The sequence below is a fragment of the Streptomyces sp. NPDC057743 genome (assembly GCF_042798755.1).
GTDB lineage: Bacteria > Actinomycetota > Actinomycetes > Streptomycetales > Streptomycetaceae > Streptomyces.
The window spans coordinates 319,401-346,043 of record NZ_JBHVJX010000001.1 but is presented as its reverse complement, the minus strand read 5'-3'; the positions used below and the strand labels follow the sequence as shown (position 1 = coordinate 346,043).

At 70.1% G+C, this 26,643-nt stretch carries 32 protein-coding genes, 1 tRNA gene and 2 pseudogenes; 21 read left to right on the top strand and 14 right to left on the bottom strand.

Features of this window, described 5'->3' with window-relative positions; all coding sequences use genetic code 11:
* Nucleotides 1-55: 55 nt before the first annotated feature.
* Nucleotides 56-1,027 (bottom strand): alpha/beta fold hydrolase, encoded by a 972-nt coding sequence (locus ACFVFQ_RS01610; RefSeq protein ID WP_383406718.1) that lies wholly within the window; start codon nucleotides 1,025-1,027, stop codon nucleotides 56-58.
* A gap of 97 nt (nucleotides 1,028-1,124) precedes the next feature.
* Nucleotides 1,125-1,565, bottom strand: a complete 441-nt coding sequence (locus ACFVFQ_RS01605; RefSeq protein WP_383406715.1) for a nuclear transport factor 2 family protein — start codon at nucleotides 1,563-1,565, stop codon at nucleotides 1,125-1,127.
* Nucleotides 1,566-1,671: 106 nt separating this feature from the next.
* Between ACFVFQ_RS01605 and ACFVFQ_RS01600 the strand changes: the two genes are divergently transcribed.
* The 4 genes and pseudogenes from ACFVFQ_RS01600 to ACFVFQ_RS01585 all read left to right on the top strand — a co-directional run bounded on the left by ACFVFQ_RS01600 (nucleotide 1,672) and on the right by ACFVFQ_RS01585 (nucleotide 4,022).
* Nucleotides 1,672-2,241, top strand: coding sequence for a PadR family transcriptional regulator (locus ACFVFQ_RS01600; protein WP_383406712.1), 570 nt, complete (start codon nucleotides 1,672-1,674; stop codon nucleotides 2,239-2,241).
* The gene (locus tag ACFVFQ_RS01595; RefSeq protein ID WP_383406709.1) at nucleotides 2,228-3,046 is read left to right on the top strand and encodes an SGNH/GDSL hydrolase family protein; all 819 of its coding nucleotides are present in this window, start codon (nucleotides 2,228-2,230) and stop codon (nucleotides 3,044-3,046) included. The genes ACFVFQ_RS01600 and ACFVFQ_RS01595 overlap by 14 nt, the downstream gene beginning before the upstream one ends.
* A gap of 308 nt (nucleotides 3,047-3,354) precedes the next feature.
* Nucleotides 3,355-3,528, top strand: a pseudogene (locus ACFVFQ_RS01590) (LytR family transcriptional regulator); the annotation flags it as partial.
* 101 nt (nucleotides 3,529-3,629) lie between these two features.
* Nucleotides 3,630-4,022, top strand: a complete 393-nt coding sequence (locus tag ACFVFQ_RS01585) for a VOC family protein (RefSeq protein WP_383406706.1) — start codon at nucleotides 3,630-3,632, stop codon at nucleotides 4,020-4,022.
* 24 nt (nucleotides 4,023-4,046) lie between these two features.
* Here ACFVFQ_RS01585 and ACFVFQ_RS01580 read toward each other — a convergent pair whose 3' ends face one another.
* Nucleotides 4,047-4,277 (bottom strand): hypothetical protein, encoded by a 231-nt coding sequence (locus ACFVFQ_RS01580; RefSeq protein ID WP_383406703.1) that lies wholly within the window; start codon nucleotides 4,275-4,277, stop codon nucleotides 4,047-4,049.
* A gap of 37 nt (nucleotides 4,278-4,314) precedes the next feature.
* Nucleotides 4,315-5,076 (bottom strand): sulfite exporter TauE/SafE family protein, encoded by a 762-nt coding sequence (locus ACFVFQ_RS01575; RefSeq protein WP_383406700.1) that lies wholly within the window; start codon nucleotides 5,074-5,076, stop codon nucleotides 4,315-4,317.
* 83 nt (nucleotides 5,077-5,159) lie between these two features.
* Between ACFVFQ_RS01575 and ACFVFQ_RS01570 the strand changes: the two genes are divergently transcribed.
* Nucleotides 5,160-6,110 (top strand): LysR family transcriptional regulator, encoded by a 951-nt coding sequence (locus tag ACFVFQ_RS01570; protein WP_383406697.1) that lies wholly within the window; start codon nucleotides 5,160-5,162, stop codon nucleotides 6,108-6,110.
* Nucleotides 6,111-6,156: 46 nt separating this feature from the next.
* Nucleotides 6,157-6,516, top strand: a complete 360-nt coding sequence (locus ACFVFQ_RS01565) for a hypothetical protein (RefSeq protein WP_383406694.1) — start codon at nucleotides 6,157-6,159, stop codon at nucleotides 6,514-6,516.
* A 163-nt stretch (nucleotides 6,517-6,679) separates the two neighbouring features.
* Here ACFVFQ_RS01565 and ACFVFQ_RS01560 read toward each other — a convergent pair whose 3' ends face one another.
* A complete protein-coding gene (locus ACFVFQ_RS01560; protein ID WP_383406691.1) occupies nucleotides 6,680-7,876 on the bottom strand; it encodes a glycosyltransferase 87 family protein in 1,197 nt (398 codons plus the stop codon).
* Nucleotides 7,877-8,419: 543 nt separating this feature from the next.
* On the opposite strand from ACFVFQ_RS01560, the gene ACFVFQ_RS01555 reads away from it, so the two are divergent.
* Nucleotides 8,420-8,644 carry a hypothetical protein gene (locus tag ACFVFQ_RS01555; protein WP_383406688.1) on the top strand — a complete coding sequence of 75 codons (225 nt, stop codon included), beginning with the start codon at nucleotides 8,420-8,422 and terminating at the stop codon, nucleotides 8,642-8,644.
* 321 nt (nucleotides 8,645-8,965) lie between these two features.
* Nucleotides 8,966-9,454 carry an LURP-one-related/scramblase family protein gene (locus ACFVFQ_RS01550; protein WP_383406685.1) on the top strand — a complete coding sequence of 163 codons (489 nt, stop codon included), beginning with the start codon at nucleotides 8,966-8,968 and terminating at the stop codon, nucleotides 9,452-9,454.
* A 57-nt stretch (nucleotides 9,455-9,511) separates the two neighbouring features.
* Here the strand turns inward: ACFVFQ_RS01550 and ACFVFQ_RS01545 are convergent, their stop codons facing one another.
* Nucleotides 9,512-10,450 carry a phytoene/squalene synthase family protein gene (locus tag ACFVFQ_RS01545; protein ID WP_383406682.1) on the bottom strand — a complete coding sequence of 313 codons (939 nt, stop codon included), beginning with the start codon at nucleotides 10,448-10,450 and terminating at the stop codon, nucleotides 9,512-9,514.
* A 108-nt stretch (nucleotides 10,451-10,558) separates the two neighbouring features.
* Here ACFVFQ_RS01545 and uppS point away from each other — a divergent pair, with 108 nt between their 5' ends.
* Complete coding sequence (gene uppS / locus ACFVFQ_RS01540) at nucleotides 10,559-11,455, top strand: polyprenyl diphosphate synthase (RefSeq protein ID WP_383406679.1); 897 nt, start codon at nucleotides 10,559-10,561, stop codon at nucleotides 11,453-11,455.
* A 216-nt stretch (nucleotides 11,456-11,671) separates the two neighbouring features.
* Here the strand turns inward: uppS and ACFVFQ_RS01535 are convergent, their stop codons facing one another.
* Both ACFVFQ_RS01535 and ACFVFQ_RS01530 read right to left on the bottom strand, forming a co-directional pair.
* The gene (locus ACFVFQ_RS01535; protein WP_383406676.1) at nucleotides 11,672-12,058 is read right to left on the bottom strand and encodes a hypothetical protein; all 387 of its coding nucleotides are present in this window, start codon (nucleotides 12,056-12,058) and stop codon (nucleotides 11,672-11,674) included.
* Nucleotides 12,048-12,260: a helix-turn-helix transcriptional regulator gene (locus tag ACFVFQ_RS01530; RefSeq protein WP_383406673.1), complete on the bottom strand. Its 213-nt coding sequence runs from the start codon at nucleotides 12,258-12,260 to the stop codon at nucleotides 12,048-12,050. Before ACFVFQ_RS01530 ends, ACFVFQ_RS01535 begins: the two co-directional genes overlap by 11 nt.
* Before the next feature lie 226 nt (nucleotides 12,261-12,486).
* Between ACFVFQ_RS01530 and ACFVFQ_RS01525 the strand changes: the two genes are divergently transcribed.
* Both ACFVFQ_RS01525 and ACFVFQ_RS01520 read left to right on the top strand, forming a co-directional pair.
* Nucleotides 12,487-12,560 (top strand) — tRNA-Met (locus ACFVFQ_RS01525).
* A gap of 322 nt (nucleotides 12,561-12,882) precedes the next feature.
* Nucleotides 12,883-14,001: a DUF5954 family protein gene (locus tag ACFVFQ_RS01520; RefSeq protein WP_383406670.1), complete on the top strand. Its 1,119-nt coding sequence runs from the start codon at nucleotides 12,883-12,885 to the stop codon at nucleotides 13,999-14,001.
* A 216-nt stretch (nucleotides 14,002-14,217) separates the two neighbouring features.
* Here ACFVFQ_RS01520 and ACFVFQ_RS01515 read toward each other — a convergent pair whose 3' ends face one another.
* A complete protein-coding gene (locus tag ACFVFQ_RS01515; protein ID WP_383406667.1) occupies nucleotides 14,218-14,508 on the bottom strand; it encodes a hypothetical protein in 291 nt (96 codons plus the stop codon).
* A 320-nt stretch (nucleotides 14,509-14,828) separates the two neighbouring features.
* Here ACFVFQ_RS01515 and ACFVFQ_RS01510 point away from each other — a divergent pair, with 320 nt between their 5' ends.
* On the top strand, nucleotides 14,829-15,923 hold the full coding sequence (locus ACFVFQ_RS01510) for a PP2C family protein-serine/threonine phosphatase (RefSeq protein ID WP_383406664.1): 1,095 nt from the start codon (nucleotides 14,829-14,831) through the stop codon (nucleotides 15,921-15,923).
* A gap of 112 nt (nucleotides 15,924-16,035) precedes the next feature.
* A complete protein-coding gene (locus tag ACFVFQ_RS01505; protein ID WP_383406661.1) occupies nucleotides 16,036-16,269 on the top strand; it encodes a hypothetical protein in 234 nt (77 codons plus the stop codon).
* 82 nt (nucleotides 16,270-16,351) lie between these two features.
* Here ACFVFQ_RS01505 and ACFVFQ_RS01500 read toward each other — a convergent pair.
* Nucleotides 16,352-16,501, bottom strand: a pseudogene (locus ACFVFQ_RS01500) (TetR/AcrR family transcriptional regulator); the annotation flags it as partial.
* On the opposite strand from ACFVFQ_RS01500, the gene ACFVFQ_RS01495 reads away from it, so the two are divergent.
* The gene (locus ACFVFQ_RS01495) at nucleotides 16,430-16,924 is read left to right on the top strand and encodes an FAD-dependent monooxygenase (RefSeq protein ID WP_383407012.1); all 495 of its coding nucleotides are present in this window, start codon (nucleotides 16,430-16,432) and stop codon (nucleotides 16,922-16,924) included. The pseudogene ACFVFQ_RS01500 and the gene ACFVFQ_RS01495 overlap by 72 nt on opposite strands.
* 135 nt (nucleotides 16,925-17,059) lie before the next feature.
* On the opposite strand, the gene ACFVFQ_RS01490 is transcribed toward ACFVFQ_RS01495, so the two are convergent.
* Nucleotides 17,060-17,593, bottom strand: coding sequence for a GNAT family N-acetyltransferase (locus ACFVFQ_RS01490; RefSeq protein ID WP_383406658.1), 534 nt, complete (start codon nucleotides 17,591-17,593; stop codon nucleotides 17,060-17,062).
* Between the two features lie 194 nt (nucleotides 17,594-17,787).
* Between ACFVFQ_RS01490 and panD the strand changes: the two genes are divergently transcribed.
* Nucleotides 17,788-18,207, top strand: a complete 420-nt coding sequence (gene panD, locus ACFVFQ_RS01485; RefSeq protein ID WP_383406655.1) for an aspartate 1-decarboxylase — start codon at nucleotides 17,788-17,790, stop codon at nucleotides 18,205-18,207.
* A gap of 270 nt (nucleotides 18,208-18,477) precedes the next feature.
* Here the strand turns inward: panD and ACFVFQ_RS01480 are convergent, their stop codons facing one another.
* A complete protein-coding gene (locus tag ACFVFQ_RS01480; RefSeq protein ID WP_383406652.1) occupies nucleotides 18,478-19,014 on the bottom strand; it encodes a GNAT family N-acetyltransferase in 537 nt (178 codons plus the stop codon).
* Between the two features lie 377 nt (nucleotides 19,015-19,391).
* Here ACFVFQ_RS01480 and ACFVFQ_RS01475 point away from each other — a divergent pair, with 377 nt between their 5' ends.
* From ACFVFQ_RS01475 to ACFVFQ_RS01455, 5 genes are all read left to right on the top strand, one after another.
* Nucleotides 19,392-19,946, top strand: coding sequence for a hemerythrin domain-containing protein (locus ACFVFQ_RS01475; RefSeq protein ID WP_383406649.1), 555 nt, complete (start codon nucleotides 19,392-19,394; stop codon nucleotides 19,944-19,946).
* A 289-nt stretch (nucleotides 19,947-20,235) separates the two neighbouring features.
* A complete protein-coding gene (locus tag ACFVFQ_RS01470) occupies nucleotides 20,236-20,562 on the top strand; it encodes a plasmid stabilization protein (protein ID WP_383406646.1) in 327 nt (108 codons plus the stop codon).
* 565 nt (nucleotides 20,563-21,127) lie between these two features.
* The gene (locus ACFVFQ_RS01465; RefSeq protein ID WP_383406643.1) at nucleotides 21,128-21,487 is read left to right on the top strand and encodes a hypothetical protein; all 360 of its coding nucleotides are present in this window, start codon (nucleotides 21,128-21,130) and stop codon (nucleotides 21,485-21,487) included.
* A gap of 158 nt (nucleotides 21,488-21,645) precedes the next feature.
* The gene (locus ACFVFQ_RS01460; RefSeq protein ID WP_383406640.1) at nucleotides 21,646-21,945 is read left to right on the top strand and encodes a hypothetical protein; all 300 of its coding nucleotides are present in this window, start codon (nucleotides 21,646-21,648) and stop codon (nucleotides 21,943-21,945) included.
* Nucleotides 21,946-22,132: 187 nt separating this feature from the next.
* Complete coding sequence (locus ACFVFQ_RS01455; protein ID WP_383406637.1) at nucleotides 22,133-22,450, top strand: hypothetical protein; 318 nt, start codon at nucleotides 22,133-22,135, stop codon at nucleotides 22,448-22,450.
* On the opposite strand, the gene ACFVFQ_RS01450 is transcribed toward ACFVFQ_RS01455, so the two are convergent.
* On the bottom strand, nucleotides 22,437-24,017 hold the full coding sequence (locus ACFVFQ_RS01450) for a TIGR03086 family metal-binding protein (RefSeq protein ID WP_383406634.1): 1,581 nt from the start codon (nucleotides 24,015-24,017) through the stop codon (nucleotides 22,437-22,439). The two genes, ACFVFQ_RS01455 and ACFVFQ_RS01450, sit on opposite strands and share 14 nt — an antisense overlap.
* A 266-nt stretch (nucleotides 24,018-24,283) precedes the next feature.
* Between ACFVFQ_RS01450 and ACFVFQ_RS01445 the strand changes: the two genes are divergently transcribed.
* Nucleotides 24,284-25,267 (top strand): alpha/beta fold hydrolase, encoded by a 984-nt coding sequence (locus ACFVFQ_RS01445; RefSeq protein ID WP_383406631.1) that lies wholly within the window; start codon nucleotides 24,284-24,286, stop codon nucleotides 25,265-25,267.
* Between the two features lie 53 nt (nucleotides 25,268-25,320).
* Here the strand turns inward: ACFVFQ_RS01445 and ACFVFQ_RS01440 are convergent, their stop codons facing one another.
* The gene (locus tag ACFVFQ_RS01440; RefSeq protein ID WP_383406628.1) at nucleotides 25,321-26,595 is read right to left on the bottom strand and encodes a lanthionine synthetase LanC family protein; all 1,275 of its coding nucleotides are present in this window, start codon (nucleotides 26,593-26,595) and stop codon (nucleotides 25,321-25,323) included.
* Nucleotides 26,596-26,643 lie beyond the last annotated feature (48 nt).

The window sequence follows — 26,643 nt, the reverse complement described above, 5'->3', positions numbered from 1 at the left end:
ATGACATGGGCCATCGGGCAACCTCCGATGAGCCGCCCGCACCCCTCGCTTCCCGTCAAGAAGCCGCCAGCTCCGTCAGGAACTCGACCAGGGCCGCGTTCACCTCCGTGGGTCGCTCCTGCTGGGTCCAGTGGCCGCAGCCCGGCAGCACGATCGGTGCGCGGCGCAGGTTGGGCATCAACTTCGGGAGGTTCGCGATGAGTTCACTCGCGCCGGGGAACGCGGGGACCAGGTCGCGGTCGCCGTAGATGTACAGCGAGGGCGGGGCGATGACGGCGCCGTCCCAGGCGGCGGTCAGCTCCCAGTTGCGGTCCAGGTTGCGGTACCAGTTCAGGGCGCCGGTGAAGCCCTTGGCATAGCTGGCGGTGACCTCGTCGAGGTCCTGCTCGGTGAGCCAGTCCGGGAGCGTCTCGGGGTCGGTCATGTCGGCAAGCCAGCCCCGTGCCGGGTCGGACACCAGGGCCGAGTCCGGGTGGCCGGCGCGCGGGCCGTCGCCCGAGGCGGAGTAGAAGAACGTGCGCAGGGTGGTGCGGGCGTCCCGGCCGAACTCGGCGTCGGCGACGCCGGGTTGGTTGAAGTAGTTCCAGTAGAACCGCCCGCCGAACCGCTCCTGCATGGCCCCGAGCGGCGCGCGGTCCCCGCGGAACGGCGGCGGGACGCTCAGCCCCGCCACCCCGCGCACCACGTCGGGCCGCAGCAGGGCGGTGTGCCAGGCCACCGGCGCGCCCCAGTCATGTCCGATGACGAACGCCTGCTGCTCGCCCAGGGCGTGGATCAGGCCGACCACGTCCCCGACGAGGTTGAGGATGTTGTACGCCTCGACGGCCTCCGGGTGGTCGCTGCGGCCGTATCCGCGCTGGTCGGGGGCGACCACCCGGAATCCGGCGGCGGCTAGCGGGCCGAACTGGTGGCGCCAGGAGTGCCAGGACTCGGGGAAGCCGTGCAGCAGCACGACCAGCGGCCCCTCCCCCTCCTCCGCGATGTGCAGCCGGATGCCCTTCACGTCGATCATGCGATGCTCAACCATGGGCGAACCCACTCCTTAGCGATACGGACTACACACACGCGCTACGCGTCACTACCACCGCAGCTTTACCCCACGCCGCCGGGCGCGCAACAGTCGCTCACTGACCGGGCGGCGCCGGCACCAGGCCGTCCGCAACCAGGCCGGCGAAGACCGCTTCGCCCAGGCCCTGGACGGCGGACTGGGGGCGGACCATGACGGTGAACTCCTTGATCCGGCCGTCGTCGTCGAAGTGCAGCAGGTCGATGCCGTGGATCTCCTTGCCGGCCACCGTGGCGCGGAAGAGCAACACGGCCGAGGGTGCTGACGTGCCGTCAGCACTGGTCTCGGCAGTGCCGGCGTGCTCGCCGACGTAGCGGAAGTCCTCGAACGTGCGCATCAGGACCCGGAAGAGGCCCAACACCATCGGCTTGCCCTCGAAGGGGGTGAACTTCACGGGGCTGTAGAAGCGGATGTCCTCCGTGAAGAGGCCGTCCAGCGCGTCGAGTTCACGGGCGTCCACGGCGGCACGGAACCGCTCGGCAGTCACAACGGTCGACATGACTTGCTCCCTTCATAATCATCTTCGTGATTACTCATATCCATGACTATCATGGGTGGGGCATTCGGTGACAGAGGCTCAGAGCAACGAAGGAGGCGATCGGTCGATGGCGCTACGGCATGCGGTGTTGGCGGCGCTGCTCGACGGGGAGTTGAGCGGATACGAGTTGGCCAAGGCGTTCGATCTCGGTGTGGCGAACTTCTGGCACGCCCGGCCGCAGCAGCTCTACGCCGAGCTGACCCGCCTGGAGAAGGACGGGTTGATCGCGGGCCGGGAGGTGGTCCAGGAGACGCGGCCGACCAAGCGGTTGTTCCACGTCACCGATGCCGGGCTGGCGGAGTTGGAGGAGTTCACGGCCGCCGCCACCAAACCCTCGTCGATCCGCGACGACTTGCTGGTGATGGTCCAGGCCGCCGACCACGTCGACGCCGAGTCCCTGATCCCCCAGCTCTCCGAACGTGTCACCTTCGCCCAGGCGAAGATCGACCTCTTCGACAAGGTGCTGCGCACGATGCGCAAAGACCGTACGGAGGAGGAGTTCCTGCGCGAGGGCGACCGCATCGGCCCGTACTTGACCTGTCTGCGCGGACTGGCCTTCGAGCAGGGCAACCGCGACTGGTGCGAGCGCACGATCGCGGTCCTGCGGGAACGGCAGCGGGCCCATGACCGGCACTGACCCGGCGTACCGCCGTTACGTCGCACTGGGGGACAGCCAGACCGAGGGCCTGGGCGACGGCGACGACGCCACCGGTCTGCGCGGCTTCGCCGACCGCCTCGCCGAGCACCTCGCACGCGCCAACTCCGGCCTCGGCTACGCCAATCTCGCCGTGCGGGGGCGCCTGGCGGCGCAGGTCCGCGCCGAGCAGCTCGCCCTCCGCCCCGACGTGGCCACCGTGGTCGCCGGCGTCAACGACCTGCTCCGCCCCCGCTTCGACGCCGACGATGTCGCCAGTCACCTGGAGGCGATGTTCGCCGCCCTCACGGCCCAGGGCGCCCATGTCGCCACCCTCACCTTCCCCGACCTCGCCCGCATCACCCCGCTGGCCCGCCCGCTCACCCCGCGCGTCACCGCCCTCAACCACCGTATCCGCGAGGCCGCCCGACGCCACGGCGTCACCGTCGCCGAAACCAGTCACCACCCCGTCGTCACCGACCCGCGCCTGTGGAGCCCCGACCGCCTCCACGCCAGCCCCCTCGGCCACCAACGCATCGCCGCCGCCCTCGCCCATGCCCTCAACGTGCCTGGCGCCGACGGCTCCTGGACCCATCCACTCCCCCAGCCGGCCACCCCCACACCCGTCGGCTGGCGCGCCACCACCGCCGAACTCCGTTGGGCCGCCACCTTCCTGGGCCCCTGGCTCGCCCGCCGCCTCCGCGGCCGCTCCTCCGGCGACGGCCACACCGCCAAGCGCCCGCATCTCGCCCCGGTGAACGCGCCGCCGGCCCCGGACATCCTCGATGGTCCCGGCGGCAGCCCATAGCGCACCCCGAACGAGCTCGCCAGACAAGGTCCCCATATACCTGATTTCCCCCTCAGGGGGCGTTCGAGGCCGTGATGTGGCAGGAGACGGGGCCAGGCACCAGGCAGCGGGGCGGTCCGTGGCCGCTCGGGGGCGGGCAGTTGGCGCCGTAGTTGTCGGTGTGCGCCGCCCGGGACGGGCGGTGGCACGTCTTCGGCCTGCGGTACGCCGCTCTGGGGGCGACCGACGATGCGCACCGCCGTCAGCTCGTGCACCTGGCACAGACCGAGCCCGACGGCCCGTTCGGTCCGTGGCACGTTTGTGCTCGCGGCCCGGCTCCTTCGTCCGTCGAAACCCTGATGCTGCCGGTCACCTACGACACGGCCGACCCGAACCGCGTGGTCGCCGCAGAGCCCCAGGCCCGCGAACTGTGGAACGCCCTGCGCACGGACCGCCCCGTCCCGCCCGCCGCCAAGAAGTCACCGGCACACGGGGTCGAGTGACCCACCGCCCCCGCTCCGCAGATCCTCACCTACAGTGCTGTGACGCGGGCCTCGTACTGTCGGCGGGGCTCATGCCCATACCGCGTTCCGGGGGGATATCGATGGAACTCGCCCAAGTCCGGCTGCTCGTCGCGGACTTCCGTGGCTGCTACCGCTTCTACCGCGACGTCCTGGGGCTCAGGCCGCAGTTCGACGCGGAGGACGGCCCGTACGCGAAGTTCACCCCCGACGGCGGCTCCGCCGGTATCGCCCTCCAGGAACGCGGGCACATGGCCCAGGTTCTGGGCGAACTCGCCGACGAGCCAAGCGGTTACCGGTCGCTGGTCGTCTTGCGGGTCGATGACATCGACCGCTACTGCGACGAGATCACCGCGCGAGGAGCCGAACTGGCCCATGGGCCTGCCCCCATGACGGGCCGCATGCGCGTCGCCCACCTCAAGGACCCGGAGGGGAACGTCGTGGAACTCCAGGAGTGGCTCGTCCTACGGGGGTGACGGTTGCCACCACGAGCCTCCGGCTCACCCGGCCATGAGCGCGAGGATCCCGAGCCCGACGAACACGACGAGCAGGCTCAGCAGCACCTCTCCCGTCATCCCGAGGACGGCCGCGAGGACCAGGGCCCGCACGGCGAGGTGCCGCTGAAGGCGGAGGACTTCGGACGATGACCTGTCGGACGATGGCCTGTCGAACGATGACTTGTCGGGTGGTGGATTGTCGGAAGGTGGTTCGTCGGTCGACGGCTTGTCCATCTCGCTCCCTCCCTCGTAGTCGCCTCGCACGCTCCCCTCACCCCCGCCAGAAGTACATGCCGGTCATGACCACGGCGATGGCCAGGATGATGGCCCGCAGGAGCGCGGCCGAGAGGCGGCGGGCAAGGTGGGCGCCGGCCCAGCCGCCGGCCACCGCGCCGACCAGCATGGCGGCGAGGACGAGCGGAGCGCCCAGGATGTCCGAGGCGAAGAGGAACAGCACGGCCGCGCTGAGGAAGACGGCCGCGAGCTGCGCGACCCGCATCGGGTTGCTGGCCGCGGCGTCCAGCCCGAGCCCGATACTCCACAGCGCGAGCATCGTGATGCCTACGGCCCCGCCGAAGTATCCGCCGTACACGGCGAGGAAGAACTGACCGATCAGGACGGCGCGGGAACTCATGCTGACCGGGCGGCCCAACAGGCCGCTCAACGCCTGGGGGAGGCGACGCCCGAACGCGAGGATCAGCGTGGCGGAGGCAAGCAGCCAGGGCGCCGCGGCATCGAACGACGACGCCGGCAACACCAGCAACAGTCCGGCGCCGACCCCTCCACCCACCATGCTGATCGCCGTCAGCGCCTTCGTCGACACCCCGCCGACCGGGGCAAGTTCGCGTCGGTAGACCCACGCGCTGGCTACCGCGCCGGGCACGAGGGCGACCCGCGACACCGCGTTCGCGACCACCGGCGGCAGGCCGAACGCGACGAGCGCGGGCAGCGCGACGAACGTGCCCCCGCCACCAATGGCGTTCAACGCCCCGGACGCAACGCCGGTCAGCAACACCCACAATATTTCGCTCACGCGCCGAGCATCGCCCCGTCGTCGAAGCGTCCACAATGCGTAATCGGCGTACCCAGCCTAAGGTTCAGCCGTAGCCTGGGGCGGTGCGCTACGACCTGGACGACCTCCGCCTCTTCCTCCACATCGTGACCGAGGGCTCGATCACGGCGGGCGCCCACCGGATGCATCTGAGCCTGCCGTCGGCCAGCGCCAGGGTCCGTTCTCTGGAACACCACGCGGGCGTGGCCCTGTTGATCCGCGGGCGGCGGGGCGTGCGGCCGACGCCGGCCGGGACGACGCTGGCCCGCCACGCGCGGGACGTGCTCGCCCAGACCGCGCGGCTGGAAAGCGCCGTGGCGAGCTACACCCGGTCCCCCACCGCCCCGTTGACCCTGATGGCCGGCGGTTCCGCGATGCACCGGCTGGTGCCGCGGGCCCTGGTGTCGTTCCTCCGGGCGCACCCGGACGTCGATGTCACGGTGTCCGAGAGCCGCACCCCGCAGACGGTACGGATGCTCACCAACGGCGAGGCGGACCTCGGGGTGGTCCTCAACGACGAGGCACACGACTCCGGCCTGCGCTGGGAGCCCCTCGGTGACGACTCCCTCGTCGTGATCGGCCAGGCCGGCGGAATCCTCGCCGGGCGGACCGCCCTGACCTACCGCGAGGCCGCCGAGCACCCGCTCGTCGGCCTCAACTCCGCATCCTCCCTGCGCCGTTGGATCGAGAGACACCTCGCACCGCACGCGCCGGTGGTCCACTACCGCACCACGGTCGCCAACCTCCACGTCCTCATCGCCCTCGCCGCGGCCGGCGTCGGACTGGCCGTCGTACCGCGGCCCGCCATCGACCCCCACCAACCCCTTGAGGTGTGCGAACTCCAGGACCCCTGGGCCCGCCGCCACCATCTCCTGGCCTGGGGCGTCAAGGACCACCCCAACCCGGCGGCCGTCGCCGCACTCGCCGAACACCTACGCCAGGCAGCCCACTTCGACCCCGCCTTCCCCAACACCCACGCAAGCCCGGACGATCGGCCCCGCGTACGCGACCACTGACCACGGCGGCAGGAACCGGAACGACCGGCTGGTCGTCCTCTTGGGCATGCCCCGCGTTCTCCTTCTCGGAATCGACCCGCGTGCAGTGCCCGGTATGGACGGAGCCGCCATCCGAGCTGCGCTCGATCAGGAACTGGCTCGTTTCAGCGAACACGCCATCGATGCGTCCATGACGCTGATCCCGCTGGACGAGTCCGCCGATGCGCCCGAGTCGGCTGTCGTTGCAGCGCTGTCCGAAGCCAGTTGGGACGTCGTCGTCATCGGGGGCGGCATCCGCAAGCCCGATCCGCTGCTGCCGCTCTTCGAGCAGGTCGTGAATCTGGTCCGGCGGCATGCGCCGAAGGCGGCGATCGCGTTCAACACGAGCGGCGGCGACAGTGTCGAAGCGGCCCAGCGGTGGCTATGAGCCAACAGTGGTGGCTATGAGCCAGCGTGTGTGGCAATCGGTACGGCATGACACGGGGATCGGGGCCCGGCCGACGGGCCGCCACAGGGTGCGCCCGTCTTCCGGAGGAGTGGACGCACCCCGTGGCGCATGACGCAGGATCAGCTGTACCGAGCGGCTGGGATCAGCTGTTCCGAGCGACTGTCGGTGCGCCGCTCTTCGTCGCGTCCTGTCCGTCCGCCGGCGGCGCCGCTCTGGGGGCGTTGCCCCGGGGAGCGGCGGTCAGGGCGGCGGCGAAGCGGGGCCAGACGAGGAGAACGATGGGGTAGATGGCGTAGCCGATGCGGGTCGCGGGCGATAGCAGGATGGCCAGGATCAGGCCGAGGGCCAGCCGGTCGGCGGCCGCTACGGTACTCCGCGGCGGGCGGGCCAGCAGCGAGATCCCCACGCCGAGGGCGCTCAGTCCGATGAGCACCACGGTGACGGCCTTGCCGTTGGGGACGAGAGAGACGATCAGATGCCCAAGCAGGGGGCTCTGGGCGGACGAGGCGGTGGGGCCGAGGCCCAACGGGTAGAGGACGACGTTCTGGTAGAACGCCCCGGTGTCGCCCAGCGCCACGGGGAGGGTGCAGAGCACGGCGATCCCCAGGGCCCCCGTCGCGCTACGGACGGCGGCGCGCCCGCCGCGGGTCACCGCGAACAAGGCGACGAGGACGGGGATGGCGGGCCAGGCGGTCCACTTCAGCGCGGCAGCGACCCCGAGGGCCAGGCCCGCGCGTCCTGCGTTCCCCCGGTGGGCGAAGGCGAGGGCCAGGCATATCAGGCCGATGACGGGCGGGTCGACGCCGCCGATGGCCAGCGGCAGCGCGACGACGGGGCAGGCAATCAGCCACAGGACGCCCATGCCGCCGGTGATGCCGTGCGGCGTGTGGTCCGTGCGCTTCGCCAGCACCCGGACGGTGCCGAGCGCGGCGGCGAGGAAGCCGATGCCGAACCACAACCGGGCACCGGTGAGGGGCGTGTCGCCGAAGAGGACGTGCGGTATGCCGAAGAGCGACATGCCCGGCAGATAGGGGTTGAACTCCGGCACGGTGCGCGGTGTGGCGTGGTACGGGGTTCCGTTGGAGAGCAGCAGGTCCGCTCCTCGTTCGACCACCCCGACCTCCATCTGGGCCGTGCCGACCACCGTGAGGTACGTCAGGGGCACGACTGCCGCGCCGAGGACGGCGATCACGGCGGGGACGCGGGCCCATGCCTGGGTCGAGCGTGCCGCGACCGCGGCGGCGCAGCCGTATCCCAGTGCGGCGGCCAGCCCCCATGCCTCTTGCGCGGTGCCGGGCGGAGAGGACAGGCCCACCGCCAGCGCCACCACAGCGGACACGGTCAGGATCGGCCAGTCCCAGCGCCGTCGTGGGGACGGCGCGGATGAGGGGGTAGTCGTCAGCATCGCCCGCGGACCTCCCGGCGCATCCGGGCGTCCGACCGGCTGGAACGCGGTCCGCACGCGGGCAGGCAGAGACAAGGGTGTGGGGGAAGCGAGATGATCACTTCCCCCACTCTACACGCCGTGTATACATGCAGTGTGTAGCGGGTGTCCGCACGCCCCCTGCAACCGGCCGGGGAGCACCCCTCGGTCACCTTTTTGCGCGTCAACTCCTCCTAAGAATCAACGGAGTTGACGGTTATCCCGACCCCGCGTCAGTCTCCGTGACGACGTGCGCCCCGTCGTCCAGAACTCCGCAAGCGTGCGCGGCACCCTCACCAACCACGCAGAGGGCCTCCGTGCGCTGGAGCGCCGGAAAGCACGCCCCGTCCCTGGCCTTGTTCACTGCGCTCGGCACGGCAGCCGCCGAACTCCAACGCGCCCTTTCCTGGCCCCACTTATGGGGTCGACACTGGTGGAGTCGACACTCACGGAGCCGACATGCGCGATTTCCTCCGCAACAACCCGGTGATGGTTCGCTCGATCACCGTCGCTGTCCTGTCCCTCATCGGGACCCTCGTACCCGCCCTGGCCGACATGGCTGTCAACGAAACCGTGATCGGTGCCGGGGTCGCCATCGCATCCGTATGGCTCGGCCTTGGCGCCCACCAACGCGTGACGCCGACACACAAGATCCCCGACCCCGACAACAACACTCAGGACTGACTGTTTCCAGCCATCGACACATAAGCCCCTTACCGGCCCCGCCCGGTAGGGGCTACAGCCTTGCCCTGGACCTGCCGCCGCGGAATGCGGAATGCGGAATACAGGACGGTAAAGCCCCACTTGCGACGTAGCAACTACTTGCCGCGCAAGCCGCCGCAACTGCGGCACAAGGAGGTGCAGAAGGCGCCGACGGAAGGCCATCTACCTTGCATGTTCCCCCGGGTGGGGTGGCGTCATCGTTGGGTTCGGATCCTCGCTACGCTCGGGCCAGCACGGGGCCGCCGGCTGGCCTGACACGAACGATCTGGACGGGGAATTTCCATGCGCTACCTGGTACGCGATCGCATGCTGGCCTTCCATGAGGAAGCCTGGATCGAAACCGAGCACCGGGAGAAGCTGTACAAGGTCAACCGGAAGCTGCTGCGCCTGCGGACCACCTTCGACTTCGTGGACACCCAGGGCAACCAGATCGCCAGCATCGTCAAGAAGGCCCTCACCTTCCACCACACCATCCTGATCAAACAGAACGATGAGGTGGTGGGCTGGATCAGCAAGCGGACGTTCAGTCTCTTCGGGGACCGGTTCAAGGTCAGCCTGCGAGACGGGCGGCGGCTGCGGATAGTCGGGAACTTCTGGGACCGGGAGTTCGACATCCAGCACGACGGCACCACCCTGGCGCACATCTCCCGGCGCTGGTTCAGCATTCGGGACGCGTACGCCGTCGACGTGATGGGCCCGCAGGACGACACGTTGCTGGTGATCCTGGCGGTGTGCGTCGATCACACCCTCCAGGACCTCAAGGACGAATAGCTCGCCAACCCTGCGCACTTGCCGCTGTCGGCATCGTGAGACGTTCCGCGAGCGCCGCTACGGGCGGGCGGGCGCGGTGGCCACGCGCATGCGGGCGCGGAGCGTGCGCAGCGTCCCGTCGAGGAGCTCGGCCGGGGACGGCAGGATGTTGAGGGCGACGGTGCGTCGGACGATGTCCGCGCCCTGTCGTTCGATGCCGCCGAGCAGGTGCTGTTTGGCGATCAACGGTGGGCGGAGCAGGAGTTGTTCCTCCGCCCCGGCGTGGCGCAGCGCGTCCTGGGCGATGTTCATCGCGGTGCGGGCCTGTTGGCAGGCGTGGGCGACGAAGGCGCGTACGGCCGGGGTCTGTTGTCCGGATTCCAGGTCGGTGCGGGTGACACCAAAGCGCGTCAACATGGTTTGTGGGAAGCGCAGTTGACCGTGGCGCAGGTCCGCGGCGAAATCGGCGAGGTCGTCCACGCGTTGGCCCGCGTCGGCCACGAGCCGCAACAGGGTGTGGTCAATTCGGTTCGAGGCGCCGTGACTGCGGGCACTGCAGACGAGGTTGAGGTAGGTCACGGCGGCACCGTCGAGGCAGCGGTAGTAGTCCTCGTTGGTGGGGTACCCCGCGAAGGAGAGGACCTCCGCCTGCCCCACGAGGTAGTCGCGAACGTGAGCATGCGGAACGCCGTTGACCGCGACAGTGTGCAGGAAGGCCCGCACCAGTACGTGGGGGGAGGATCCGTTCGTCAGCGCGTTCGCGACCGCTTCGGCCCAGGCGTGGAAGCGGCCGCTGTGGCTATGGGCCGGGGGGAGGTCGGCCAGGTCGTCGGTGTGTTTCGCGAAGGCGATAGCGGCGAGGACGTGGGGTTGCCAGGCTGGCGGCAAGATCGTGCGCACCCCTGGGTAGGAGAGCGGTTCCACGCGGGCCACATAGTGCGCCGCTGTGGTGTAGTCCGCGCGCAACGCTTCGACGTCAATGCCGCCGGCATGCAGAGTGCGACTCCAGAGCACCATTGTTGACGGTCTCCCTCCATGGCTTGAACTGGCGGATGACGCCGCCCCCACCCGGGTAACACCTATCCAAACCAGTGCAAACACATGCAACGCACATGAGGAGGATGGATGAGGACAGACACCGCGGCACGGCACGTCGCGTGCATCATGGACGGCAACGGTCGTTGGGCACAGCAACGGGGGTTGCCGAGAACACTCGGACACAAGGCCGCCGAGAGCGCCATCGACGCCGTGATCAAAGCGGCCCTGGAAGAAGAGGTCGCCTGGCTGACCCTGTTCGCGTTCTCCACCGAGAACTGGTCACGCCCGCAAGAGGAGGTCTCCTCCCTCATGGACATCGGCTACCAGTTCCTGCGCAACAAGGTCCACGAGTGGCACCGCGCCGGCATCCGGTTCCGTTGCCTGGGCGAGCCGTCCTCCCGGATCTCCGACGGCCTGCGCCAAGAGCTCCAGTACGCCCAGCAACTGACGCAGGACAACGACAAGATGACGCTCACGGTGGCGGTGAACCACGGCGGCCGCAGTGAGATCGTGCGCGCGGCGCGCAACCTGATCGAGGAACAGGTCCCGGCCGAGGAGGTGACGGAGGAGAGTTTCGGCCAGCATCTACCGAAACCCGACATGCCGGACGTGGACCTCGTCATCCGCACCTCCGGCGAACACCGGTTGTCCAACTTCGCGCTGTGGCGGTGCGCCTACGCCGAGTTCGCCTTCCCCGAGGTGCTCTGGCCCGACTTCCGCGCCGAACACTTCCGACAGGCTCTTGCCCTCTACGCCCAGCGACAGCGCAGATTCGGCGGTGTCACCGGCTCGATCCCCCAACCCCGTTCCCCCCAACCACAGTCACCGGACGGCCTCGTGGCGTCGCTGCCCTGCCTCTCCAACGTCCTGAGCCTCCCCGGCGGCATCGCCACCCGGCTCGGTGGACACCTGCTGACCGGGTTGTACGACACGGCCCGGTACGCCAAGGCCCAGCTGGAAACCCGTCCCACAGCGCGGCTGTGACCTCTCCATTGATACCGCCCGCCGCCACGTACCGAGCCGGCACCTGCGGCCCACGCGGTCAAAGCGGGGTAGCCGCCCGCCAACTCGCCCGGCCTGCGGGGTCATCACCCACACCCGCTCGGGCTCGCCCGGCACCGATCGGGCCTTGGGTGACCAGGTAGGTCGCACTGCCGGCTCGGACGTGTGCGGTGGCGAGCCGTTCGAGGCGACGGCTTCTCAGGTACGCCGAGACAAGAAGGCGACCAGCCCTATGTAAGAGAGAGCCGCGGTGGCCACGAACCAGAAGTACGGGTCGCCGCTCCGCCCGGACGCCAACTCACCAACAAAGGCACACAGATTCCCCACGGTCAGCACGATGCCCGTGCCGGCCCACGCCCACCCTCCGATCCGGGCGAAGCGCTCGTCGGGCTCCTTCTCCGTGACGCCCTGATAGGTCTCGCTCCGGCGCCCCAGCAGCACCAAGGCAAGGCTGCAGACCGCCAGGATCCCGAACACCACCAGGCCGCGAGCGAGGTGGCCGCCGAAAGCCGCGGCCACGAGGCAGGCGCCTCCGACGGCAAGGAAGAAGCCGGGGACGGACCGCCTGGCCGCGTTACTGCTCATCTGCTGGGCGCTCCTCGACATGAAACATCTCCTCAACGCTGACCTCGAAGAACTTGGCCATGGACAGAGCGAGCGGCAGGGAAGGCGTGTACCGCTCGGTCTCGATGGCATTGATCGTCTGCCGCGAGACCCCTAGGGCCGTACCTAGCTGCCCCTGGGAAAGCCCCCGCAACGACCGCAGTTTCCTGACGCTGTTCCGCACGTGTAAAGCGTACTTGTCACCCCTCGACGCATGTCAAGCTCGCTTTACAGGGGGCAGGAACCGCACGACACCTCAGGCACTTCGCTCGCCGCGCTCACCACACTGGCCAATCCCACCCCGGGCGACTACTTGGAGGTCGCCACGCCATCCCGGCCCCTGCTGGTCACGCCGCCAACGACGCCGATTCGATTGATCCCGCTCAGTGCCGTACAGTTCATCGTGTCGACGCGGGGTGGAGCAGCTCGGTAGCTCGCTGGGCTCATAACCCAGAGGTCGCAGGTTCAAATCCTGTCCCCGCTACTCAAGTGTGAAGGCCCGGTGGTATCCACCGGGCCTTCACTGCGTTCAACGTCGCATCGGGCCGGCGCTCCGCGACCGGGCCGACCACCCCCGTCGGGCCGTCTGCGTCGGATCGCCGGTCAACTGGCAGCTTCGAGGCCGATGTTGGGTTGCTACCGCCGGAACGCGGGAACCGGCGTCAAAGCTCCGAAGCAGCCGGTGCTCCTGCGCGGCGCTGGTGCCGACCCCGCCCTATACACCTGCGGCGCGGTTCCCAGGAGTGGAATGCAGGAATGTGGGCGAATCTCCGTCAGGAGCATTCCGTGGTCGGCAGGATGAGGGCATGGACCATGGGGATGTGAGGCCGGGCGGGGTGCGACCGATGGTGGTGCGGGTTCCGGTGGAACCGGTCGAGGCCGCCGTGGAGGCCGACGCAGTTGACGCCGCGGTTCTGGCCGGCGATGTGGCGGTCCGCGGCCCGCTGTTCGGCGTGGCCGCGCAGGATGCGGACGACAAGCCGCGGTGGCGGCTGGTGGTTTCGGTAGCAACAGGCTGTCCGCAGATGGCCCGTGACAGCCTGAATTCGCTGCTGTGGTTCCGTGCGAAGGACGAGGCCCAGGACAGAGCGGAGCGTCGTGCCCTACTGGCGGCGATCGCCCGGCTGGAGAGCGAGCCCGTCGACGAACTCACCGTGCTTGGCACCCGCTACCGGATCGTCCGCGCCGAGGAGTACGTCGGCATGGGCCCGGACGGCATCGAGCGGCCGCGCCCCACCGACCCGGAGCCCGTCTCTCCGAACTGGGACCGTGGCTCCCGGGACGGGAAGTTCGATGAGGGTTTCGTGCTGGATCCGGATGCGCCGGTCACCCCCGCCCAAGCCGCGGAGCGGCTGACGCTGCGCGGCATGGCCTACGTAGGCTCTCAATACCCCGACGACGTGCTACTCGACTCGCATCGGGCCGTGACCACCCACCCTGACATCCTGCTGCTCCCCGCGACGTTCAAAATCGTGGAGCGGACCGGGACGGAGTGGAAGTCGGGCAGCGGCCTCCACGTCAGTGCGCATGATGCCCGGAAGACGCTGGACTTCTCCCTGACGTGGTGGGAACCGCGCGGGCGCGGCCTGATCCCCATGGAAGCCGACCACACTGTCGACGCCCGTAGCCAGGTCGCCGAGGACCCTGAAGCCGGGGACGGGGAGTTGGCCGCCTACGCCGAGGCCGCCGACCAGCTACGCGCCGGCCGGGTCAACCAGCTGGAGGTCCTGGGCACCGTCTACCGGATCGGCCGCGTCCGACGCCTGGTGCGCTGGGGGCCGGACGGCCCCGAAGGACCGCGCCCGTCCGATGTCAACCAACAGCCGCCCAGCCGCATTCACCTCCCGCTCGACGAGGACGGCAACATCCAGTACGAGGACGAGGGTGAGGATGAGGATGAGGATAAGGACGGCGGCGAGGGCTGATTCGGTGCCTGTGGGCACGGCGGTGAGCAGGTGGCCCCGCTAGGTCCTGTCGTCAAACTCCCGTCTGCCGTGCGGCGCCCGGCCCGCACTCTCGCCGCACCGGGCGACGACCCCAGTACGTCCAGTACAGGGGCCGCCGCCCGGCACGCCGAGAGCACGCACCGACCACCGCCCGGCCCGCCCTCCGGGCGAACGACGGGAGTTTGACGACAGGACCTAGCGGCCATCGAGTGCACGGCGCAGCAGTGCTGCCGTGGTGCCGGCGGCCGCTCGCTCCACCTCGTCCTCGCTTACCTGGGCACGCTCTTCCAGCAGCACCACGGCCGCCTGCAGCAGGCCGGCCTGCACCGGCACCGTCTCCAGTGCTGTCAGCACGGCCGCGGCCTGCTCCGCGGCCGGCACGGCGCCGCTTTCGGCCTGCGGAATGAGCGCGTTGACGCCACGTCCGAGGGTGCGGTCGCGGGGCGACGGGGACGGGGACAGAGACGGGGACGGGAGGGTGGTCACCGGTACATCATCCCACCGACCATCGGCACTCAGCGTTGCTCCGAAGGCAGGCCGCTCCTGACCGTGGCCGTGAACGACCGGCTCCTGGAAGGGTGTTGTGCGACGCACGCCGGGCGATGGGCAGCCCCGACGAGGAACCGCGCCGGGCCCCTCCCGACATCGGCAGCGCCCGCAGGCCGGCCTGGCCCGGCCACCGAGTCCTCCGACACCTCGCCCGCCACCCCGCCAGCGCGGCGCGCCACGACCGACGGGCAACAACAGACAGCCGACTCCGACCCACCAGGGCGCTTTGCCCCCTTTGTATAGATATCCTGCGAAATGTGAACGAGTCTGAACGACCGCGGCTCCTTCAATACGACCGGTGGAGGCTTGTGCGGCTCTCGCCGGTCGTCCTGACCTGCGTCATCGCCGGCCTGGCATACACCACTCCCCCGGAGACGGCCTTCAGCCGCCTCCTGCCCGCAGCACCGGCCCTCGCCGCCGCCATGTGGCCGGTGCTCCCCACCGTCCTGCTCGGGACGGTCTGCCTGCTTCTCATGATCGGCCTCAGCATCGTCTTCCCCGACCTGGGAACATGGTGGACGGCCTCGGGAATCATCGCGGTCACCGTGGCGGCCGCGTACGGAAGCCACGTCCGACTCCAACGCGAGCGGACCCTCTTTCACGTACGGCTCGTCGCCGACGCAGCACAGCAGGTGGTGCTGAGCCCGATGCCCCGCCGCATCGGGAGCATCGAGATCGAGTCGCTGTATCTCGCGGCCGCTGCGGAGGCCCGTATCGGCGGGGACTTCTACGAGGTTGCCGACACGCGATACGGGGTCAGGCTGCTCATCGGCGATGTGCGCGGCAAGGGGCTGCCGGCAGTGGGAGCGGCCGCGGCGATCGTCAACTCGTTCCGGGAAGCGGCCTACAGCGAGGCCGACATGGTCAGCGTCGCGCGCCGGCTGGACGCCAGCAGCACCCGCTACAGCGTCGCCTTTCCCCTCGACGGGCCGGTGGAGCGCTTCGCCACCGCCCTCCTCGTCCAGATCCCGCACGAAGGCGGGCGTATCGAGATCCTCAACTGCGGACACCCACCACCGCTGCTCCTGAACGATGGGGAACTTTGCCCCCTCGAACCCACCAGCCCCTCCCCGCCACTCAACCTCGCGGAACTGATCGGCGATCACTACACCATCGACGCCTTCGACTTCGCCGTCGGTGACCTGCTGCTTCTCTACACCGACGGGGTCTCGGAGGCCCGCGCCCGCGACGGCGGGTTCTTCCCACTGGCGGCCTGGATGCGCCAACAACCCCTGTCCTCGCCCCACGAGCTGCTCGCGGCCCTTCACCGCGACCTGCTCCGCTACAACAGGGGGCGCCTGAACGACGACATCGCCGCCCTCGCCGTGCGCCTGCGCGAGCCCTCGGAGTAGGTCCAGGCCAGGCCACGGCCCTGCGACTTCACCAGGCAGGCCGCATGGGAGCGGGACTTCCCAACGTGCAACAATCAACGGCTTGCGCAAGTAGCTAAGTTGGAGGCGATAGATGGCCGACAGGGTCAGCGGTGTGGTCCGGTGGTACAACCAGGTCCGGGGCACCGGCTACATCGATGGGGACGACGGTCGTGAAGTGCGGGTGGACCGCCAGGCCATCGAGGACGGGACCTTCGTGGTCGAGGGGCTGCGGGTGACCTATGTACCCGTGGAGGACGAGAACGGCTGGCACGCGGAGCACTTGAACATCGTCCGGCGCCCTTCGGGAGCCACCTCTCACGGGTAGCCGGCGCGTCCGGCGGCCTCCGGGGGGGGAGGACCGGCCCGTTCACCGGCGCTCGGCTTGGGTGGGCGGCAGGTCGCCGGTGTCAGCGGGGCACGCCGAGGCCGTCGAGGACGATATCTACGGCCCGGTCGAGCGCTTCGCCGTCGGCGAGGTTCGTGGCGTGCACGAGGGCGCGCAGGAGGAGGGAGATGTCGTCGCCGGTGACCTCGGGGCGTGCGGCGCCGGCGGCCTGGGCGCGACGGAGTGCACCGTCGACGGCCGCGTGGAGGGCGTCGGCCGCGTGGAAGGCGTCGGCCGCGTGGAAGGCGTCGGCCGCGTGTACCTACTCGGAGACGCCGCGCACATCGTGCCCCCCATGAGCGCGAAGGGCATGAACCTGGCCCTGCATGATGCCGACGCCTTCGCCACGGCCGTGCTCCAGCAGGTCAAGGAGCAGAACGCGGGCCTGCTGGAGGCGTATTCCTCGACCTGCCTGAAGCACGTCTGGAACTACCAGGCTTTCGCCGTCTGGTTCACCGACCTCATGCACGACGCGGGAGACGTCTCCTCTCGCGGCGAGTTCCAACGCCGCCTCGCCCGGGCCGAGTTCGAGCGCCTCTACGAATCCGCGAGCGCCAACCGGCTCTTCAGCGAGTTCCTCACCGGCCTGAACTGAGCCTGCCTTCCTGGTGAAGGGGACCGGGACAGTGGGGCTGTCTGGGCAGCCCAGGCATGCAGCCCCTGTCACCAACGCCCGCAGGGGTCGGGAGGGCTACCGGCCCCGACCCCTGCGGGCGGTGCGTGCGCCGGTTCATGCCTGGTACTCGGTGAGGTCGATGGTGTGCACGCGCAGCGGATGGCCGTACTCCGGGTGGGCCGTCTCGCGCTCCAGCACCATGCCGAGCTTGCGGATGACGTTCTCGGAGGCGGTGTCACCCACCCGACTGATGCTGATGACGCGGTCGAGACCGCGGTCCTGGAGCGCGAACTCCAGCGTGGCCTGGGCGGCTTCGGACGCATACCCCTGGCCCCAGAACTGTGAGCCCAGCCGCCAGCCGATCGCCACGGCGGGCCCTACCTCCGGCAGGAACTCAGGCACGTACAGGCCCGTGAAGCCGGCCAGTTCCCCCGAGGCCAGCAGTTCGACGGCGAAGAGCCCGAAGCCCTCCTCGTCCCACTCCTCCTCCCCTCGCTCGATGTCCTCGGCAGTGTGCTCCAGGTCGCGCACCGAGCCGTCGTCCACCCAGCGCATGACCCGAGGGTTCGCGTTGATGTCGGCCATGGGCACGAGGTCGTCGTCATGCCATTGACGGAGCAGGAGGCGGGGGGTGCGGATCTCAACCATGGCCCCATCCTGCCGAAGGCAGGGTACCCGCCGGAAATCGGCACCCACCGTGCCGCCGCTCCCGGGGCCACGGCAGTACGGTTCGGAGGCAGGGCTCCGCCCCAGGGGCGTCGAAGACGTCGCCGCGTAGCATGGCCTCTCCGGCGCGCACCTCGTGGTGAGGGCGCGACCCTTCTTCAGCGGGAGTGTGAGCTGTGCTGCGCACCATGTTCAAGTCCAAGATCCACCGGGCCACCGTGACCGAGGCCGATCTGCACTACGTCGGGTCGGTCACCATCGACGCCGCGCTGATGGAAGCCGCCGACCTGCTGCCCGGCGAGCTGGTCCACATCGTCGACATCGACAACGGCGCCCGCCTGGAGACGTACGTCATCGAGGGCGAGCGGGACTCGGGCGTCATCGGTATCAACGGAGCCGCCGCGCACCTGGTGCATCCCGGCGACATGGTCATCCTGATCAGCTATGCGCAGGTGGACGACGCGGAGGCCCGTGCGTTGCGGCCGAAGGTCGTACATGTCGACGAGGGCAACCGCATCGTGGCCCTTGGCACCGACGCGTCCGAGCCGGTGCCTGGCAGCGACACGTCGCGCAGTCCGCAGGCTCGACTGCGGTGACCTCGTCGTGCGGGGGTCCGGGCTGCCCGGTGGGGGCCCCTCGTTGGCGTCGGTCCTACCCAGGAAAGCGGAACAGGGGCGGTGGGACCAACTCGGCTCCCACACTGGTGAGTTGCCGGCCCAGTCGGAGCGACGGGTCAGTGACGAAGTCGATTTCGGCATCGCCCGGCGGGAGTTGCCGAGTATCGAGGTGTGGCTGTCGGCGCCAAGAACGACCGCTGCCTGGTGAGTACGGCAGGTTCGAGGACGGGTCGGCGCGGTGGACGTCGGTCAGACGGTCAGTGCGCGAAGCATGACCGTGAAGTTCGGGGAGTCCGGGAACGGTTGCTGGTTTCCGGCCTTCCGGTATCCCCACGACGCGTACAGGGCCTCCACCTTCGGGTGGTTGGCGTCGACCAAGAGCGCAGCCAAGGCTTCCGGACGCTCCGCCAACAGCGCTTCATGCAGCCGCTGTGCCGTGCCGGTCTTCCGCCACTTCGGCCGGACCATCAGCTCAGACAGGGCGAAGGTCCACGGGTCGGTCGGTGCCGGGTCAAGGAATCCGCGCCACCACTCGTGTCCCTCGACGGCCGGGGCGCCGTACGCGAAGCCGACAGGTTCGCCGCCGTCGTAGCCGACGACGCAGGCGAATCCCGGGCGGGCGGACCATGTGTTCACAAACCAGCCGAAGCGTTCGCGGGTGTGGAACGGGTCGTCTAGCTGCTCGGCGTAACAGTCGTCGTGTACGTCAAGCAGCATCGCGCGGATGCGGTCGATGCCGTCGACGTCGTCGGTGGTGGTGGTGAAGTGGCGTAGGTCGATGCTCACGAAACGGTCTCCGGGAGATGGGGTTTCCGCGCTGGGTAACCGATGCGTTACGACGCGTCCTTGGGGGCTTCTTAGGGGCAGTGCCGCACACCGTGCAAGAGCGGGTCTGCGCCACGGGGCCTTCCCTCGCTACCAGGGGCCTGCCGGTCTGGGGCGAGTTCCATTTCCGCGCGGTGTGCGGTTGCGGGTGGCCAGGACGGCGGAAGCGCGCGGTGCGAGAGTGACAGTGGGGATGTCGCCGAAGGGTGGGTGCGGCGCTGCTGTTGGAATTGCTCCCGCTTGTTAGCGGCTCAGCGTGGTGGGGAACGCGTGGGGCGCAGGGGAACGCGTGGGGCGCAGGCCAAGACAGCCGCGCAGCCACGAGGAGGTGGAAGACCGTGGGACACCACGAGGACGTGATCGCGGAGCTGACCAACGACCATCGGGAGGTCGCGTCACTGTTCTCCCGGTTCGAGGACACGCCGCCCGGCGGCGCTCAGCGCAGGCAGCTCGCCGACGAGATCACGATCGAGTTGGTGCGGCACTCGGTGGCGGAAGAACAACATCTCTACCCCGCGGTGCGGGAACACCTGGAGGACGGAGACGCCCTGGCCGATCGGGAGCTCGCCGATCACGACCGGGTCGAACGGCTCCTGAAGGAGTTGGAGGCCCGCGAGCCCGACGACCTGGACTTCGACCGCCTGATGGTGAAGCTGCGTACCGAGGTGACCGCGCACGCCCGCGACGAGGAGGACGAGCTGTTCGTCCGGCTCCGGGAGGGCGTCCATCCCTTCGTCCTCGAAAGCCTGGGGAGGAAGGTCCGCGAGGCGAAGAAGACGGCCCCCACTCGCCCGCACCCTTCCGCCCCGACCACGCCGCCGGTGAACAAGCTGCTCGCCCCGGGCCTGGGCCTGGTGGACAGGGTCCGGGACTACCTCTCGGGCCGTGGTTAGGGGCACTCGCCACTGCGGGCTGACCGCCTGGCTGCGCGTCGCGGCCCTGGCCGAGTGGCCCGACCACGGAAACGGCCCGGCACGACCCACCACTTCCCGCCCTTCCTCGCCCGTCTTCGCCACCGCCAGCCCCACGGACCGCCCCGGGTAGCGCCGCCCAGACGCCCGGGCTGAACTGAAACGGGAGGCGACTGCCCGCGCGTCGCGCGCAGCGGAGGACACCGGTCCGCCGACGCGGACCGCCGCCGTCCCCGTCACTCCACGCACCACCCGTCCAAAGGAGGTCCCCATGCCTGCGGGTTCCAGCAAGAAGCGTGAGCGCCAGTACGAGCACATCAAGGAAAGCGCCGAGCAACGCGGCGAATCCGCCGAGCGGGCCAAGGAAATCGCCGCCCGGACCGTGAACAAGGAGCGGGCCCGCTCCGGCGAATCCCGCACGGCGAGCAAGGTCTCCACACAGGACCCGAAGTCCGCCTCGCAACGCGGAGGCGAGCGCTCGCACCGCGGCGCCCAGGGCCCGACGAAGGACCAACTGTACGAAGAGGCGAAGAGGCGCCACATCGACGGCCGGTCCTCGATGAACAAGGACGAGCTGCGCCGAGCCCTGGGCCGCTGAGCCGTGCGGCGACGGCAGCTACCCCGTGACGCGCACCGGCCGGCTCGTGTGGGGCGGACGCTGTGAGGCCGGGTCGCTCATCCGGCACAACCGCCGGGTGAGCACGGCATCGTGGCGTGCCGCGAGGCACTGGACGATTCGGTGCGGGCCGGAGCTGGCCGGACACGTCCGACGGCACTGGCAGCCGGCGGCTCGCCGCGGAGCGATCGCCCGCCGCCACGAACCTGCCGCGGGTGTCTGGGAGTTGGCACCACGCGCGTGGACGCACAGCCGGCCAATCTGCGCAACCGGGCTGGGCCTGCCCACATCCCCACGAAAGGCAGCAGTCCCCATGCGGCAAACGGTCGTCATCACCGGAGCGAGTGGCGGCATCGGCCGCGCCACCGCCCGCGCGACCGCGGGAAGAACCGATCGGAAACCCACCGTCACCGTTCGCAACGGTGCGTCACTGTCAACTGCCGCTGGGGCCCCGGGCCGAACCGGGAAAAACTCCACGGGGATGCGACGGTGCGGTAGCTCCGTGAAACTACTTGAGTGGGGTGCATCTGTTGGAGGAGGGAGAAGCATGTTGGGGCGCATTCTTTCCGCCATCGCAGGTAGTGGTGCTGCGCTACTGGCAGTTGCCGTGATCGGCTCGACAGCTGCTCCCGTCGAACAGTATGCCGTTGCGGCATCACAAAGCGTGTCTGCCGATGCCCCCGTGAAGGCGGACCATCCGCCGTGCCCGTGGGAGAAGGGCTGCCAGAGCAGCGAGGGGCGTCGAGTCGAGTTGAAACGGAACGTCAAGGTCAACGACGAGGGCGACACCCTGGATATGTGGTGGGACCACACCAGGGATTTCCGCGACAACTTCTGTGCCAACGTGATGACTCAGGCTCCCCAACACGGAGGCAGTTTCTGCGGGGGACTCAAACCGCCGATGTAACCGATGGGTGAGGGGCACGACGAAGAGGGAGAAGGTACCTCCCCATGTCACACCACACTGCGACAGCATCGGGAGCACTCTGGGCGGCCAGGTGGGCAGGAGCACTGTTGTGCCTGGCAGTAGCCGTCATCCATGTCGTGGACCAAGGCGGTATCACGATGACGAGGGACCCCTTCTACATCGGTGTCGCCTACCACGTCCTGGAGATCGCGGCCGTGGTCTCCGCTGCGGTGCTCCTCATCGGCCTCGTCCGACTGGGATGGCTACTGGCCGCCGGGGTCGCCATCGGCCCCCTGCTGGGCTACCTCCTCTCCAGAGGGCCGGGGCTGCCCAACTACCGCGACGACATCGGTAATTGGACCGAACCGCTCGGGCTGCTCAGCCTGGCCGTCGAGGGAGCCCTGCTCCTGCTGTCGGTGCCGCTCTTCGTGCGGAGCCTGCGCCGCAGAACCCACTGAAGCACCACGAGCCAGCCGGGGTTGACGGGTCCCGGGGCCCGTCACCTGGTGCATGCTCCGGAAGTCCGGACGCTGCGGTCGCCAGACAGAAAGACAGACAGACAGGCTTGCCCGAAACCTGACTTGTCCCGACTCGCCCGCCCTGCCAGGGTCGCTCCCAACTCCTCCGCAGAGAACGGATGCCCCGATGCGTCGTGCCTTCCTGCCCACCGTCGCCCTCGCCGTCGCGGCCCTGTTCACGGCGGGCACCGGCACCGCCCAGGCAGCCGCCGCCCCCGCCGCGACCGGCTCCCTCAACTGTGTCAATGCCTACCTGGGCGTCAACAACGGCCAGCCCTTCTACCACGTGCAGTGCGGCGTGATCGGCCAGGCAACGTGGTACGCCAACGTCGCCTGCTCGGACGGCAGTTTCCACAACGCGGGCCCCTTCACCAACTTCCGTGAGGTGTACGTGTACTGCCCGGCGGGGACCGAGGTGCAGCGGGGCTGGGTCACCAGCAGTTGACGTCGCGGCCGAGGTGGCCGGCGAGGTGGTCGAGGGCGGGTGCGCCGTCGGCCACCGGTCGGGGCGGGGCGAAGGACCCGCCCGCCGTCCGCGGCAGTCCGCCGTAGATCTCCCGCACCACCGGCAGGGCCGCCCGGGCGAGGTCCGGAACGAGATCCCGCGGGTGTCCGATGGCCGTGGCCAAGTCCCAGCCGTGCACCAGCATTTCGATGACCAGTTGCTCGACGAGCCGTCGGCCGGGCGCGGGGCCGTAGCGCTGGTCGAGCATCCCGGGGCGGCGGAAGGCGGCCAGCGCACTCCGTGCGGCGGCCTGGAACGCCGCGCGGTGGTCCTCCCCGAGGTGGTCGGCGGTGGCGTCGGAGCGCGGGGTGCCGTCGGCCAGTCCGGCCCACATCAGGTTCTCCCAGACCAGGTGGGCGAGGAGGGCGCGCACGTCCCAGTCCGCGCAGGGCGTCGGCAGGTCCAACTGGTCGGGCCCGACCGCGCCGACGAGCTCCGCCACCGCGCCCAACGTCCGTTCGCACGCGTCGAGTACGCCGGCGGGCCGCCAGGCATCGGCACCGGCGTCGTACAGGGCGCCGAGCTCCTCGGCCCGGGCGCCGGGCGCGGGGTTGGTGCGCAGCGCAGTCCTCAGCCAGTCGCCGGCCGCCGCCATGCTCGGTTGGACCGGCCAGTCGTTGAGGGTGCATATCAACTGCCAGTACCGCTCGGCCTTGGGCTGAGAGGCGACCTCCAGTTGCTCCAACAGCACCCGGCGGGCGTGTGCGTCGTCGCCGTGCACGGCGTTGCGGGTGCCTGCCTGGGTGGGGATCCAGGCGGTGACGATTGCGGCGACCACCTGGTCGGCCGCGGGCGAGTCCGGCGCGATCCCGTCCCGTAGCGCGGTGTTCACCCGGCGCGTCCAGTCATCGGTGAGCCGCCGGGCGTCGCGCAGCGTGCCCTCGTCGTGCTCGCCCGGGGCGTGCTCGGCGGCGTAGCGGGCCATGCGCCGCATTCCGGTCCGCAGGTCCGGGTCCGCGACCAGTTCGCTGAGTTCGATCCAGGCATCGACCTGGGCGTCGGTGGGGTTGTCGGGCAGGTCCGGGGTGGCGGCCAGCAGTCCGCGGCGGTAGGCCGGTACGTCCAGGTCGGCGAGCGTCTCGGTCACGAACTCCTCGATGAGCGTGCGGCGTTCGGCGGCGGACAGGCGGGCGGCTCGGGTCATGACGGCGAGTCCTTCGGCGGTGGTGGTGCGGCGGGTGACGGAGCGCAGCACCGCCTGCTGCCTGCGCAGCGCGCGGATCTGCGCCTCCAGCGCGTCGACATGGGCCGCGGCCACCTCCGTCAGGCTGTGCTCGCGGTCGAGAACGTCGCGGATGTGCGCCAGTCCCAGTCCGAGGTCCCGTAGGGTCCGGGCCAGTTCCAGGCGGGCCAGCGACTCGGAGTCGTAGACGCGGTACCCGGCGGCGGTCCGCCCGGCGGGCGGCACCACCCCCACGTCGGACCAGTGCCGGATGAGCTTCACCGACAGTCCGGTCCGCCGCGCGATCTCCCCGATGTTCCACAACACCGCGTCGTCGACGTGCATGCGCCCCACCTTTGACTCTCCCATCGTGGGAGAGTCAACCACGCACCGGCCGACCGGGAAGCACGCCGGGTGCGGCCCGGTGGGCGCGGCCGGTCGTCGCTGGCGTGATGCATGGGCACTGTGTCGTTGTTGGAATGGGTTGCTGCTGACGTTGGTTGTTGTGGACGTTGGTTGTTTCTGAAGTTGCCGAATTGGCAACGAGATTCGCGATCGGGGTGCCGTCCGCCGGACGATCGCCGCCGGACGTACCGCACTCGGGAGGACCCATGCCACAGACGCCCACCGCCGACCTCACCCACCGCCTGGTGCCCGCTCCCGCCGGCCGGATCCATCTGGTGGAGCAGGGCACCGGGCCGTTGGTCGTCCTCGTGCACGGGTTCCCGGAGTCCTGGTACTCGTGGCGCCACCAACTGCCCGCCCTGGCCGCGGCCGGCTACCGCGCGGTGGCCATCGACGTCCGCGGCTACGGGCGCTCCTCCCGGCCCGCGGCGGTGGACGCGTACCGGATGCTCGATCTGGTGGCGGACAGCGCCGCGGTGGTGGAGGCCCTGGGCGAGCAGAGTGCGGTGATCGTCGGCCATGACTGGGGTGCCAACATCGCCGCGGCCTCCGCGCTGGTCAGGCCCGAGGTGTTCCGCGCGGTCGGCCTGCTCAGCGTGCCCTACGCCCCGCGCGGCGGACCGCGTCCCAGTGAGGTCTTCGGACAGCTCGGTGGCGACGAGGAGTTCTACGTCTCCTACTTCCAGCAGCCGGGCCGCGCCGAGTCCGAGATCGAGCCCGATGTGCGCGGTTGGCTCGCGGGGCTCTACACCGCCCTGTCCGGCGACACCATGCCCGCACCGGGCGCGCCCGACCCCCACTTCGTGAGCCCCGGCGGGAGGATGCGCGACCGCTTCCCGGTCGATCGTCTGCCGTCCTGGCTGGACGAGGCCGAACTCGACGCCTACGCCGCCGAGTTCGAGCGGACCGGCCTGACCGGAGCCCTGAACCGCTACCGCAACATGGACCGTGACTGGGAGGAACTGGCCGACTACGACGGCGCCCCGATCACCCAACCGTCGCTCTTCGTCGGCGGCGGCTCGGACGCCTCCACCACCTGGCTGGCCGACGCGATCGAGGCGTTCCCCACCACGATGCCCGGCCTGGTCGCGTCGCACATCCTCGACGGCTGCGGCCACTGGATCCAGCAGGAACGCCCCAAGGAGCTCAACCAGATCCTGCTCGACTGGCTCGCCCGCCTGCCCGCCTGACGCATGCCTGTCGGGCGGCCACCCGCGGCGCCTGGTCCCGCGGCCTTCCGGTTTCACCCTGCCTGGCTTACCGCCGGCTGGTCCGGCCAGGGCACCGCGTACGACGGGTCGCCGCCCCGGCCGAGCCGCACGAAGCGCAACAGTTCGCGCACGATGCCGGCGTTGCCCATTGCCCAACCGGTGTGGGGTTCAAGGGAGTTCGGGGTGGCCCGGGGGGCGAGGTTCGACCATCGGACGCCGTCCGCGTCCCGGGTCGCGCGGACGGCGAGGTCCCTGACCAGTCGGCGCGCGAAGTCCGGGCGGTCGCCCTGCTCGGCCATCCGGTCGCAGGCCAGCGCCAGGACGCCGGCGGTGCCGCAGCACCGGCCGTTGTTGTCCCAGAAGCCGGGCCGCAGTCGGCGTGGCAGGCCGGAGTGGGTGAGGGTGCGCCAGCAGCGGTCGGCCAGGCCCTGCCAGGCGGGCTCGTCGAGCGCGTCCCGGAGCAGCCGGAAGACCTGGGCGTCGCCGGCCGGGCCGTGGCACCAGCCGTAGCTGTAGCGTTCGATGAGCTCGTGGCGTTGCTGTGGGTCGGAGTGCGGGACGAGGAAGCCGGCCGGGCCGGCGTCGTTGCGCGCCACGACGCCGGCCACGCCCGCCCGCGCCAGCTCGATCAGATCGGCGCGGCCGGCGGCCCGGCCGATCCGGACCAGCGCATAGGCGATGCCGAGCGTGCCGTGCGACATGTGGTGGTACCGCCAGGACCACCCGGTGCGCGACTCCCACTGCACGCCGCCCGCGTTCCCCGAACTCCGTTCGGCCGTGCGCAGATAGGGCTCCACCGCGAGCACGGCCAGGTCGAGGTCGCCGGCCGCGAGCGCGCCCAGGCCGATGCCGGCGTTGCCGCCGATCAGATCGAACCAGTCACCCCAGCGCGTCCCGTCGAACCGGGCGCGCACCAAGTCCAACGCCCGATCCGCGGCGCCGGCGGCGTCCGGAGCGCCCAGTGCGTTATCGACCGCCCGCAGCGCGAACGCCAGGCCCGCCAGTCCGCCGTACAGGGAGCTGTTCTCGCACTCCTCGACCGCGGCGGACACGCTGCGGGCGGCGCGCAGGGCGGCGTCACCGTAGCGGTCGTCGTCGAAGTGCCGCCGCGCTTCGAGGAGTACGGGGATGATCCCGGCCGTGCCGCCGTAGAGGGCGGGATCGGGCTCGTCCGTGGAAGGCGTGCCGGCCCAGGCCAGTCCGCCGCCCTCGACCTGCCGCGCGCACCCCAACAACCACCGCAGGGCATCCGCCGCCAACGCCTCGACCTCGTCCACCGCTGCCCGCGCCCCGCCCGCCGCCGTCATGCCCCCACTCTGGCACGCAACACGGACCCCGCCCAGACCTCGACCGCA